The sequence below is a fragment of the Nocardia brasiliensis IFM 10847 genome (assembly GCF_000710915.1).
Lineage (GTDB): Bacteria > Actinomycetota > Actinomycetes > Mycobacteriales > Mycobacteriaceae > Nocardia > Nocardia brasiliensis_A.
Genome location: NZ_BAUA01000006.1, coordinates 1 through 12,253, shown reverse-complemented (window position 1 = coordinate 12,253; position 12,253 = coordinate 1). Strand labels below are relative to the sequence as shown.

9 protein-coding genes and 1 pseudogene are annotated in these 12,253 nt (G+C 68.7%); 5 read left to right on the top strand and 5 right to left on the bottom strand.

From position 1 onward, the window contains the following. The first annotated feature begins 25 nt into the window (after positions 1–25). A complete protein-coding gene (locus NBRGI_RS00975; protein WP_029892339.1) occupies positions 26–529 on the top strand; it encodes a hypothetical protein in 504 nt (167 codons plus the stop codon). On the opposite strand, the gene NBRGI_RS00970 is transcribed toward NBRGI_RS00975, so the two are convergent. From NBRGI_RS00970 to NBRGI_RS00950, 5 genes and pseudogenes are all read right to left on the bottom strand, one after another. Then, positions 505–1,476 (bottom strand): glycoside hydrolase family 172 protein, encoded by a 972-nt coding sequence (locus tag NBRGI_RS00970; protein ID WP_235210806.1) that lies wholly within the window; start codon positions 1,474–1,476, stop codon positions 505–507. The genes NBRGI_RS00975 and NBRGI_RS00970 overlap by 25 nt on opposite strands. Positions 1,477–1,640: 164 nt before the next feature. Continuing rightward, a pseudogene (gene trxA, locus NBRGI_RS00965) lies at positions 1,641–2,006 on the bottom strand (thioredoxin); the annotation flags it as partial. A gap of 59 nt (positions 2,007–2,065) precedes the next feature. Continuing rightward, positions 2,066–3,559, bottom strand: a complete 1,494-nt coding sequence (locus NBRGI_RS00960) for an FGGY-family carbohydrate kinase (RefSeq protein WP_029892336.1) — start codon at positions 3,557–3,559, stop codon at positions 2,066–2,068. A 42-nt stretch (positions 3,560–3,601) separates the two neighbouring features. Beyond that, a complete protein-coding gene (locus tag NBRGI_RS00955; protein ID WP_235210805.1) occupies positions 3,602–4,489 on the bottom strand; it encodes a glycosyl hydrolase family 32 in 888 nt (295 codons plus the stop codon). A 25-nt stretch (positions 4,490–4,514) separates the two neighbouring features. After that, the gene (locus tag NBRGI_RS00950; protein WP_029892334.1) at positions 4,515–6,800 is read right to left on the bottom strand and encodes an ATP-binding cassette domain-containing protein; all 2,286 of its coding nucleotides are present in this window, start codon (positions 6,798–6,800) and stop codon (positions 4,515–4,517) included. A gap of 62 nt (positions 6,801–6,862) precedes the next feature. On the opposite strand from NBRGI_RS00950, the gene NBRGI_RS00945 reads away from it, so the two are divergent. The 4 genes from NBRGI_RS00945 (at position 6,863) to NBRGI_RS00930 (ending at position 12,019) form a co-directional block, all read left to right on the top strand. After that, complete coding sequence (locus NBRGI_RS00945) at positions 6,863–7,828, top strand: helix-turn-helix transcriptional regulator (protein ID WP_029892333.1); 966 nt, start codon at positions 6,863–6,865, stop codon at positions 7,826–7,828. A gap of 66 nt (positions 7,829–7,894) precedes the next feature. Then, positions 7,895–9,922, top strand: a complete 2,028-nt coding sequence (locus NBRGI_RS00940; protein WP_051727406.1) for a TRAP transporter permease — start codon at positions 7,895–7,897, stop codon at positions 9,920–9,922. Next, positions 9,919–10,914, top strand: a complete 996-nt coding sequence (locus NBRGI_RS00935; protein WP_029892331.1) for a TAXI family TRAP transporter solute-binding subunit — start codon at positions 9,919–9,921, stop codon at positions 10,912–10,914. Before NBRGI_RS00940 ends, NBRGI_RS00935 begins: the two co-directional genes overlap by 4 nt. 109 nt (positions 10,915–11,023) lie before the next feature. Continuing rightward, positions 11,024–12,019: a TAXI family TRAP transporter solute-binding subunit gene (locus tag NBRGI_RS00930; protein ID WP_029892330.1), complete on the top strand. Its 996-nt coding sequence runs from the start codon at positions 11,024–11,026 to the stop codon at positions 12,017–12,019. Positions 12,020–12,253 lie beyond the last annotated feature (234 nt).

Below are 12,253 nucleotides of genomic sequence, written 5' to 3'. Positions count from 1 at the left end.
TCCCGGGATCGGGCACACTGGCCCGGTGACTGACGATCCGGACCGACCTGCCGACGTGCATGTCCGGACCGGCGACGGCACGCCGGTGCCGGAGTTGACCGACGCGTTGCTCACGAAGATTCTCGACGAACCGCGAAGTCCGCGGGACCCGTCCATCGAACTCGAACGCGGTGCGCACGACTACCTCCGGGCGCGACTGCTCCCCGACGGCATGTACGAACTGGAATACTGCGCCGGCGACGCGACCGAGATCTTCCAGATGTACACCTCCGACGCCCGCATGCTCCGCGACGTCATGTTCGCCTGGATCGACGAGAACCCCTGGTGGCGTGAGTCGGTCGCCTGGTATCGCGTCGATCCGGCGGTGGAGGAGGTCCGGTCGGTACTGCGCGAGTTCGACGATCTGCTCGGCGGACTGTCGGTGCTCGACGATATCGGGTCGAGCATGGACGACGCGCTGGCGCGAGCGGACGAACTGCTCGCGGACGTGGACGGCCCGGACGATCAGGCGGACGGCGGCACTTCCTGATACCACCACGCGGTGGTCGCGATCTCCGCGTCTTCGAGCGGGAGATAGGTGTCGCTGTCGCGCCAGCCGAGTCCCTGCACGGTGACGCGCAGTTCGCGGTGGAAGCAGATGGGGTCGTGCACATGCCAGCGGTACATGCCGAAACGCTGGTGCGCCTGGTAGATCTCGTCGGCGGGCAAGGCCTGCGGCAGACCGAGATACGCGGTCGAGTAGGTGCGGTACTTCCCGTCCATATCGAAATTCCACGCGCCGCCGAAGTAGTCCTCGGTGCCCGTGCCGCACAGCGACGGATATTCGTCGTCGCCGTCGAGATAGAATTTCAGCTCGCCCTCGCCCCACCAGCGGGGCGCGCCCGGCCGAATCGCCAAGTACGTGCCGACATACCGGCCGCGCGCGGGACCGGTATCGAGCAGGGTGTGCACCGCGGGACTGCCCAGCGGTGCACTGCGGGACCAGCGTGCGTGCAGATACCCGGCTTCGACCGGCACGTCCTGTTCGCCGTAGGTGATCTGGTAGTACACCGGAACCGAACGGCCGCAGTGGTTTTCCAGCGTGATCCGCGCCCGCCGGCGAAACGGCATGGGCCAGTAGCTGTTCAGGCCGCCCGCCGGGGCGACCACCACCATCTCCGAATCGACCAGTGCCAGTTCGTCCCAGCCGTTGCAGAAGAAGTCGCCGAGCGGCACGTCGATCGCGGGCTCGGCCGCGTCGTCCCAGTACATGCGCAGGGTCAGTTCGCGCAGCGCCGCACGGTCGGTGGTGAGCCAGCAGTGCCGCAGCACGCCGGGCCCGGAAACATCGGCCAGCGTGGCGGTTTCACCGTCGCCGAGGATGACCGACGGCGAGATCTTCCAGCCGGGGCCGAGCAACCGGGCCGCGTGCGCGCCGGTACCGGTCGTCGCGCGGGCGCCGCCGCCGGGGGCGCCGGTGGGATTCTCGGCGCTCACCGACCGCGTCCGCGTATCGTCGAGCAGCCACAGCTCCGACCGGCGCCGGGGGTTCACAGCCCCGGCCAGCCGTACTGACTCGCGGTCGGCGCCAGCCCGGCCGCTCGGGAGGCGGGAGCGCCCGCGGTAGCCGGCACCGGTGCGGTCGACGGATACTCGGGTTGCTGCGCCTGCTGGTGCCGGGCCACCTCGCGGCGGAACTGGCCCATGTCCAGCCACTTGACCTGCTCGATCAATTCGTCCAGCGTGCCGGGCGTGGGCACCCCGGCCTCGGCGTAGACGAGCAGGCCCTCCCGGAACGCCATCACCGTCGGGATGCTGGTGATCTGCGCCCGCGCGGCGAGTTCCTGCTCGGCCTCGGTGTCCACCTTCGCGTGCACGATGTCCGGGTGGCGTTGCGCGGACGATTCGAAGATCGGCGCGAACTGCCGGCACGGACCACACCAGCCGGCCCACCAGTCCACCAGCACGATGTGATTGCCGGAGATCACGGAGTCGAAGTTCTGCTGGGTCAGGGTCTGGGTGGGCATGTGGTCCTCGCATAGGTGTCCGACAGAGCAACCGTGCATCTTCGCACAGCGCGCGAAGATCAGGAACTCGCCCCGGTACGGTGTTGTTCGCTCGCCAGGAAGTGCGCGATATCGGTATTGCGTTCGTAGAGCTCACGGTAGTGCTGGTAGTAGGAATCGTAGTCGGCTGTGTGCCCGGGCCGCGGCTCTACCGTGCCGACGATCGGATTCCAGTCGCGGGTGTCCACCCCGGCGGCCTCGGCCGCGAGCATCGCGTCGCCGAGACAAGCGCCGATCGTGTCGGCGGGCAGTTGCTGGGGCAGTCCGGTGACGTCGGAGACGATCTGGGTCCACAGACCGCCCTTGGTACCGCCGCCGACCGCGACCAGCCGTCCCGCCCGGCCGCCCGCCTCGGTCATCGCCGCGAGATTGTGCCGCACCCCGTACGCGATGCCTTCCAGCACCGCCCGATACAGCTCCGCTCGTCCGTGGCGCAGGGTGAGCCCGGCGACGATACCCCTGGCATCCGGATCGAACAGCGGTGTGCGCTCGCCCGCGAAATAGGGCAGTGCCAGCATTCCGTTGCTGCCCGGAGGGACGTCGGCGGCCGCCGCGACGAGGTCGGCGAATTCGCCGCCGACCAGCTCGCGCAGCCAGTCCGTCACCGCGCCCGCGGTGGCCATACCCGCCGCGAGAGTGTATGTGTCAGGCCACGTTCCGCAGGTACTCCAAAGACCGGGATGCGGGTTCGGCTCGGTCAGCACCTGCACCAGGAACAGCGTCGTGCCGTACATGATCATGGCATCACCGGGTGCGCGCACACCCACGCCGGCGGCCTCGGCCCAGGCATCGATGGTGCCGGTGGTGACCGGAAGTCCCACGGGCAGACCGGTGCTCGCCGCCGCCGCGGGGGTCACCTGGCCGACTGTTTCGGTCGGCCAGGCCAGCTCCGGTAGCCGCAGGCCGGGTGCCACCTGCTCGGCCCAGTCGGCGGCCCACTCGCGCCGCCGCAGGTCGTACATGGGCACGCACTGGCTCGCCGATTGGTGGTCCAGCACGTAACGGCCGGTGAGGCGGTGCACCAGAAAGGAGCTGGCCATCAGCAGCAGCTCGGTGCGGGCGTGGATATGCGGTTCGTGTGCGGCCAGCCAGCGCAGTTTGGGCCCGACGGCCTGGCTGGTCAGTGGCGAGCCGGCCCGGCGCACCACCGCCTGCGCGCCGAATTCGGTTTCCAGCTGGGCGATCTCGGCGGTGGCCCGGGTGTCGACGCCGTACAGGATGGCGGGTCGCAGCGGTGTGCCGTTCGCGTCGGCGGGCAGCAGGCAGGGCCCGATGCCCGAAACCGCGAGTCCGGCGAGTCCGGCACCGTCGGACGCGGCCACGAGGTCGCCGACGATGGCGGCGAAATCGGCCCACCACACCGTTTCCGCGTCGTGCTCCACCCACCCCGGTTTCGGCGTCGAGACCCCGTGCGCCCGTTCGGATCTGGCGACCACGCTGCCATCCGCGCGGGTCAGCACACCCTTCGAACTGGCGGTGCCGATATCGACGCCGAGAAACAGGGGACCAGCCATATCCGAGACCTCCCGTGCGCGAGCCGCAGCGACCACCCGAACCTACCGTGGCACCACTTTCGCAGTATGCGGCTCGCGCGGACGCGGGAACCGCAGCGGCGCGAGGTGCACCCCGCCCTGACCCCAGCCCGCGCTGGTGATCCACCAGCGGTCCGCGTCCGAGAGCACCTCGGCGGCGTGCGCGGCGATGTGGCCGATCTTGTCCCCGATCCGGAACCGGAACGGGCTGTCACTGCGGAAGACGTCCGTGCCGACATAGGTCGGCCGCGGGCCGATGAACAGATACCACCAGCCGTCCTGCTGGACGACGAAGGGGGACTCGGTGTTTCCGGCCTCGGTGCCCTTCGTCGGATCGGTGTAGGCGATGTGCCGATGTCCCCAGTGCACCAGATCGCTGCTCGTGCGGTAGGCGACCACGTGATGCCCGCCGGCGGGGGTGCTGGTCGCGCAGTAGTACATCACCCACTGATCGCCCACCCTGGTCACCATCGGGTCCCGGGCGTCGTAGCCGTCGCGGAACAGCGGGCCCGAACGTCTTCGCACCCAATGGAACAGATCGGTCGAGGTGGCCAGGTTGATCGCCGCGGCGGTCCGGTCGGCGCCGCCGCCGGCATAGAACATGTAGTACCGCCGATGGGCTTCGACGACGAACGGGGCCCACAAACGGGTTTCGCCGTAATCGCGGTCGACACGGAGGGCGGGGCGCTGTTTCTCCCACGGGCCCAGTAACTCGCGGGCCGTCGCGTGGGCGAATTCGGTCTCGTCGAACGGGTCCGCGGGCTCCGGATGCGTGATGCCGAACAGGTGCAGACGCCCCTGCGCCTCCCGGATGATCGTGTGGTCGTTGATGTACCAGTCCTCGGCCTCCCCGGCGCCGGGATCATAGATTCGCGTGAACGGTCCCGCGCTCACCACCTCGCGCATCGCCATATCCACCATCATCCTCGCGATCGGCTCAGTCGTGGGGCAGCAAACTGCGGCGCAGGTAGTCCGCGGTGATCGACCGCGGGTCGTCGAGCAGCGCCGCGGGCGTTCCGGTGAACACGATCTCGCCGCCGTGCTTGCCGCCGTCGGGCCCCAAGTCGATGACCCAGTCCGCGCGTTTGACGACATCGAGGTCGTGCTCGATGACGATCACCGTGTTGCCCGCGTCGACCAAGCGGTCCAGCAGGGCGAGCAGCGTGTCGACATCGGCCATGTGCAGCCCGGTGGTCGGTTCGTCGAGCACATAGATCCCGCCGCTGCGGTGCAGGTGATCGGCCAGTTTGATGCGCTGGCGCTCCCCACCCGACAACGAACTCAGCGAGCGGCCCAGCGTCAGGTAGCCGAGCCCGACTTCGTTGAGCGCGCGCAGCGGCGGGCGAATCTTGCTGTCGCCGTGTCCATCCCAGAAGTCCAGCGCTTGTTCGGCGGTCATCTCCAGCACATCCGCGATCGATACGCCGCGCACCGTATAGCCGAGCACGTCGGGGCGATAGCGCCTGCCGTGACAGGTCTGGCACACGGTGGTGATCGGGTCCATGTACGCCAGATCGGTGAAGATCACACCGGCGCCGCCGCATTCGGCGCACGCGCCGTCGGAGTTGAAGCTGAACAACCCCGGCTTCACGTTGTGCGCACGGGCGAACGCCTGCCGCAGCGGCTCCATGATGCCGATGTAGGTGGCCGGGCTGGAGCGACGCGACGCGTGAATGGCCGACTGGTTCACCGCGATCGCGCCCGGATGCGCGGCCAGGAACGCGCCCGAGACCAGCGTGCTCTTCCCGGAACCGGCCACCCCGGTGACCGCGGTGAGCACGCCGGTCGGGAACCGCGCGGTGACGTTCTTCAGGTTGTAACGGTCGACCTCGGCGACGGTGAGCCAACCGGTGGGCCGGCGTGCACGGTCCTTGACCGGTCGTACCCGGCGTAGCCGCTGGCCCGTCGAAGTGCCGGAGGCGCGCAGCTTTTCGAGCGAGCCCTCGAACACCACCTGCCCGCCGTGCCCGCCCGCACCCGGCCCCATGTCCACCACGTGATCGGCGACCGCGATCACGTCGGGGGAGTGCTCGACCACCAGCACGGTGTTCCCCTTGTCGCGCAATTGGATCAGCAGGCTGTTCAACCGGCCGACGTCGCGCGGATGCATGCCGACGCTCGGTTCGTCGAAGATGTAGGTCATGCCGGTGAGACTCGAACCGAGGTGCCGAACCACCTTGAGCCGCTGGGCTTCACCGCCGGACAGCGTCGAAGTCTCCCGGCCGAGCGAGAGATAGCCGAGACCGACCTCCTCGATCCGGCGCAGCCGGGCGATGGCCGACTCGGCGATGGGCGCGGCCACCCGGTCGTCGATCCCGCCGAGCACGCTGATCAGGTCGGATACCTCGAGTTCGCCGTAGTCGGCGATGCTCAATCCGTTGATCTCGGTGGCCAGGGCGGCCGCGTTCAAGCGCGCGCCGTGGCAGTCGGGGCAGATCTCCTCGGTGACGACCGCGCGCGCCGCAGCCCGGTTCTTCTCCGACAACGAGCTCAGGTCGCGTTTGATGTAGAGCCGGTCGAGGCGTTCGAGCAGGCCCTCATAGGCGTTGCTGCCCAGTGACCCGGTCTTGTTCGGCCGCGGCACCCGGAAGCCGTTGCCGCGCAGGAACAGCTGCCATTCCTCGGCGGTGTAATCGCGCAGCGGCTTGTCGGGATCGAACAGGCCCGACTGGGCGTAGAGCTGCCACTGGAAGGTGCCGATCGCGAACGGCCCGAACGTGATCGCGCCCTCGTTGAGCGACTTACCGGTGTCGAGCAGCTTGTCCAGGTCTGCGCGCACGACGTGGCCCAGCCCCCCGCACTCCGGGCACATCCCGAGCGGATCGTTGAACGAATAGCGGGACGCCTCACCGGCACTCGGCACCCCGTGCCGGGAGAACAGCACACGGATGATCGACTGGATATCGGTCATCGTGCCGACGGTCGAGCGCGAATTTCCGCCGATCGGCTTCTGATCGATCACCACCGCGGGCGCCAGGTTGTCGATGAGATCGGCCTCGGGCCGTTCGTATTTCGGCAGGCGATTCCGGATGAACCAGGTGAAGGTCTCGTTGAGCTGGCGTTGCGACTCGACCGCGACGGTGCCGAACACGATCGAGGACTTCCCCGAGCCGGACACCCCGGTGAAGACCACGAGCTTGCCTTTCGGAATGGCCAGCGAGACGTTGCGCAGGTTGTTCTCGCGGGCTCCGACGATCTGGATGGTGTCTCGGTCTGTACTCACGCCGACGACGGTAGGGCGCAATGCGGACGGTTCCGGTCCTCATTGCGGGGAATACTCGAACTATGACCGACGCCGCCGCGCGACTACTCCAACTGCTGTCGCTGCTGCAGACCCGCCGCGAATGGACCGGCCCCGAACTGGCCGAGCGGCTCGGCATCACCGTGCGCACGGTGCGCCGCGATATCGAGCGGCTGCGTGACCTGGACTATCCGGTGTCCGCGAGCCTCGGCTCGATCGGCGGCTATCGGCTGGAAGCGGGCACCGCGCTGCCCCCGCTGCTGCTCGATGACGACGAAGCGGTCGCCATCACCCTCGGGTTGCGCAGCGCCGCACAGGGCTCGGTCGCGGGGATCGAGGAATCGGCCGCGCGCGCCCTGGTGAAACTTCAACAGGTGCTGCCCGCGCGGCTGCGTGGTCGCGTCGATGCGATCGATACCGCCACGGTGTCGCTCGGTGGCCCGGCCGCCGGACCCCGGGTGGATCCGGAGACGCTGGTCGCGTTGGCCGGTGCGGCCCGGGACGGCGAGCGGATCCGTTTCCGCTATCGGGACAAAGCCGACCAGCAGAGCAAGCGATTCGCCGAACCGCACAGCCTCGTCTCCGCCGGCCGGCGCTGGTATCTGGTCGCCTGGGATATCGAGCGGGCGGATTGGCGCACCTTCCGCGTCGATCGGATCGATGCGCCGTTCCGTACCGGAATGCGCTGTGTGCCAAAGGAGTTGCCCGCTGCCGATGCCGCGGCGTTCGTCACCGAGCAACTCGCCCGCTCGCGCCCGGCGCGCAGGGTCGTCCTGCTCGTCCACGCCGGTGCGGCCGAGCTGGCCGACACTTTCCGGGTCCGGCCCGACGAGGTGGAACCGATCGACGCGCGTACCTGCCTGATCCGCACCGCAGCCGACTCGCTGGAGTGGACCGCGTTGCGGATCGCCCACCTCGGCCTGGATTTCGAGGTGCGTGAGCCGCCCGAGATGCGGGAGCTGCTGCGCGACCTCGGCGCGAAACTCGCTCGGGCGGCCGGGAATAACTGAAGAGCGACCAATTCCCTTGCTTTCAATTCGGACATGCGGACGGTCGTGCGTTGCTATCGTTCCGCCATGCCGAAGACGGGCCCCGATGAGGTGGAGACCGAGGCGCCCGTGGAGGATCGGTCGTCCCTGCTGGAAGTCGACGACGAGGAACGGCCTGCCCGGGAATTGACCGGTTGGGCCGAGCGGGTGGTCGCGGTGACCGCGTTCGCGGTCGCGCTGCTGGTGGTGTGGCAGGTTTTCCGGCCGCTGCCGCAGGGCAGCCAGTACTACCTGGTGATCTTCCTGGCGGCGACCCTGCCGCTGGTGTTCCTCTCCTATCGATCCGGGCTGCGCTTGCTGGATCGAGACGGCGGTCCCGGTATCGCCGACTGGACGCTGGCCGTGCTCGCGGTGTTCGTGGCGCTGTATCCCGTGCTGCCATGGACGATCGGCTCCGGCGGCGGTGGCTACAACTCCTTCCTCGACCGGCAAGGTCTGCTCGATCCCGTCGACGTCGGGATGGGTGCGGTGCTGCTCGTGCTGGTGCTCGAGGCGTGCCGGCGGACCACCGGCTGGGTGCTCGTCGCGGTGTGCGTGGTGTTCCTGGCCTACGGGTACTACGGCGGTTACCTGCCGCAAGGCTGGAGTGTCGCGCACGCGGGGCTGGACTTCGGGCAGATCGTCGACGCGCTGTACAACTCCGGCAGCGGGTTCTACGGCACCCCGCTCGACGTCGCGGCCACCTATATCGTGCTGTTCACGCTGTACGGCGCGGTGCTCGAATTCTCCGGTGCGGCACAGTTCTTCGTGGATCTGTCGGTGGCGGCGTTCCGCCGTTCCCGCGGCGCCGCCGGACGCACCGCGGTCGCCTCGGGTTTCCTGCTCGGTACCGTCTCGGGCTCGGGCACCGCCACCGCGGTGACCATCGGCGCGGTGACCTGGCCGATCCTGCGGCGGGCCGGATATCCGCCGGAACAGGCGGGCGGCATGCTCGCCGCGGCCGGGGTCGGGGCGATTCTGTCGCCGCCCACCCTGGGGGTCGCCGCGTTCATCGTCGCGGAGTACCTCGAGGTGTCGTATGTGACGGTGCTCGGCTGGGCGCTCATCCCCACGGTGCTCTACTACCTCGGCATCCTGCTCGCCGTGGAGATCGACGCCCGCAGGCTCGGCACCACCGCCGTGGAGTTCGACGGCGTGTCCGCCTGGCGGCTGCTGCTGCGCTTCGGATACCACTTCTTATCGCTGATCGCGATCGTTGTGCTGCTGCTGATCGGCGTCAGCGCCACCCGCGCAGTCGTGTACGCCACCGCGCTCGCTTTCGTGCTCGCCTTCCTCGACAAGCGCACCCGAGAATCGGCGCGCTCGCCACGCTACGTCTTCCAGGCGATCGGCAGCGGCGTGCGTGCGGCGCTGCCGGTGGTCGCGGTGTGCGCCTCGGCGGGCGTGATCACCGCGATGACCACCAAAACCGGCCTCGGTTCGCAGCTGGCCGCGCTGCTCGTGCGGCTCGCGAAATCGTTGTCCGACAACCACACCGTGGTGCTGGCCTGCACCGTCGTGCTCGCGGCGATCGCGCTGGCACTGCTCGGCCTCGCGGTGCCGGTCACCGCGTCGTTCATCATCGGCTGGGTCATCATCGGCCCCGCCCTGCTCGCGCTCGACGTGCCCGCGCCCGCGGCGGCGATGTTCGTCTTCTACTACTCGGTGCTGTCCGAGGTGACGCCGCCGACCGCGCTCGCCGCCGTCGGCGCGGCCGCGGTCACCGGCGCGCGCACCGTGCCGACCATGTGGCAGGCCCTGAAGTACGCGCTACCGGCGTTCCTGGTGCCGGTGGTGTTCGTGCTCACCGAACCGGGGGAATATCTGCTCGGGCGCGGACCGGTGCTCGGCATCATCTGGGCCACCCTCGTCGCCTGCCTCGGTGTCGCCGCGCTGGCCGTCGCCACCGGCGGCTGGATCCTCGGGATCGGCCCGGCCGGTCCGGTCGCCCGGGTACTCGCCGCGGTCGGCGGCCTGCTGCTGCTTTATCTGGAAACCGGCGCGTTCATCGCCGGGCTGGTCGCGCTGATCGCGGCCATCGGGGTCACTTTGCTCGCTCGAAGGAGAACGTCATGAGAAGAGTCGCCATAGTTTTCGCCGTCACCGTGGTGTCGGCGGGACTGCTCGCCGGCTGCGGTGGCCGCCGCGACGCGCCGCAGCACGACGCGGGCGCCCCGATCACCTGTGCGGTGAAACAGGAAACCCGAGTGGGCATCGCGACCGGCAACGCGACCGGCGTGTACTTCGCGCTCGGCAACGCCTACGCCGACCAGATCTCGCAGGCCACCGACGGCAAGGTGAAGGCGACCGCCGCGGAAACCGGTGCGTCCGTACAGAACATCCAGCAGTTGGTCGCGGGCACCTATCAGGTCGCGTTCTCGCTCGCCGACACCGCGGCCGACGCGGTGACCGGCGCCGGCAGCTTCGACGGCAAAAAGCAACCGGTGCAGGCGCTTTCGCGGCTCTACCCGAACTACACCCAGGTGGTGGTGCGGGCCGACGCGGGCATCGACTCCGTCGCCGGCCTGCGCGGCAAACGGGTCTCCACCGGCTCGCCCAAGTCCGGCACCGAGGTGATCGCGCAGCGGGTGCTGCAGGCCGCGGGTCTGAACGCGGACAGCGATATCTCGGCCCAGCGTTTGGATCTCACCAAAACGGTCGACGGCATGAAGGACGGCACCATCGACGCCATGTTCTTCTCCGGCGGACTGCCGACCCCCGGTATCACCGACCTGTTCACCTCCGCCAAGGACAAGGTCCGCTTCCTCGACATCACCCCGCAGCTCTCGGCCATGCGCAACCTGAGCCCGGTCTACGAGGAAGGCACCATTCCCGCCGCGACCTATGGGCTGCCCGCCGACGCGAAAACCATTGTCGTGCCGAATGTCCTGCTCGTCCGGGACGATCTGGACGCGGACCTGGCGTGTGTCCTGGCGAAAACGCTGTTCGATCGCAAAACCCAACTGGAGCAGGCCAACTCCGCGGCGAAGGGCATCTCCCGTGACGCGGCCACCAACACCGCGCCGGTCGTCCTGCATCGCGGCGCCGAGCACGCGTTCATGAAGTAGGCGCCGCTGACGGTTTGCTGTGCTGTTAGCTGCCTGCGTGCCGCGCGGCGTTGATATCGTCTCGTTCTGCGGCGGAGCAGGGCCGCTCCGTTCGTCGAGAGAGGATGAGATGCGAAGAGTGGTCGTAGTTTTCGCGGTCGGCTCGCTATCGGCGGGGCTGCTCACCGGATGCGGCGACGGCGCCGCGACAGTGCCGACCGACGCAGGCGGCCCGGTCACCTGTCAGGTGCGGCAATCGACCGAGCTCGGCATCGCCACCGGCAACGCGACGGGCGTCTTCTCCGCACTCGGCACCGCGCTCGCCGATCAGATCTCCCTGGCGACCAACGGGAAGGTGACTGCCACCGCCGCGGAAACCCTCGCGTCGGTGCAGAACATCCAGCAGCTCGTGGCGGGCAAATATCAGGTGGCCTTCGCGCAGGCCGACACCGCGGCCGACGCGGTGCTCGGCATCGGCACCTTCGACGGGAAGAAGCAGCCGGTGCAAGCACTGTCGCGGCTCTACCCCAGCTACGTGGAGGTCGTCGTGCGCGCGGACGCCGATATCACCACGATCGCCGACCTGCGTGGCAAGCGCGTGTCCACCGGCTCGCCCACCTCGGGCACCGAAGTGGTGGCGCGGCGCATACTGCGGGCCGGCGGACTCAACCCGGACAGCGATATCGCGGTGAACCGGCTGGACCTGGGCAAGGCCGTCGCCGGAATGAAGGACGGCACGCTGGACGCGCTGTTCTTCGTCGGCGGTCTGCCGACCCCCGGCCTCAGCGAGCTGTTCAAGTCGCACAGGGGTGAGTTCCGCTTCCTCGACACCTCCGACCAGATGGTCGGCATGCGCGTGCTCAGTCCCGCGTACGAATTGGGCACCATCCCCGCGGCGGCCTATGGACTGGCAGAAGACGTGCCCGCGATCGTCGTGCCGAATGTGCTGCTCGTCCGCGACAACCTCGACGCCGACGTGGCCTGCGTACTCACCAAGACTCTCTTCGAGCGCAAGCCCCAGCTGGAACAGGCGAACTCCGCGGCAAAGGGGATCGTCCGGGACACCGCCCGCGCGACGGACCCGGTACCGCTGCATCGCGGTGCCGAGCACGCGCTGGAGAACTAGGACCGGACGCCCGGTTTCGAGAACTTTGCGGTGGCCTGAGTCACATTCGTGTGATTCGTCCGGGAAAGGGGCCGATGCCAGGCCCCTTGACCTGCGAATTCTCGGGCTGCGCAGGCGATTTGACGTGGCGTTCTCCGGCGCGTAACTTAGTTCGAGTCAGAGCGACACGGACACCGACCCGGAGCCGAGAAGCCAGCGGAGACGCTGAGCGGAGGGCCTGGGAAACGAGGTAGG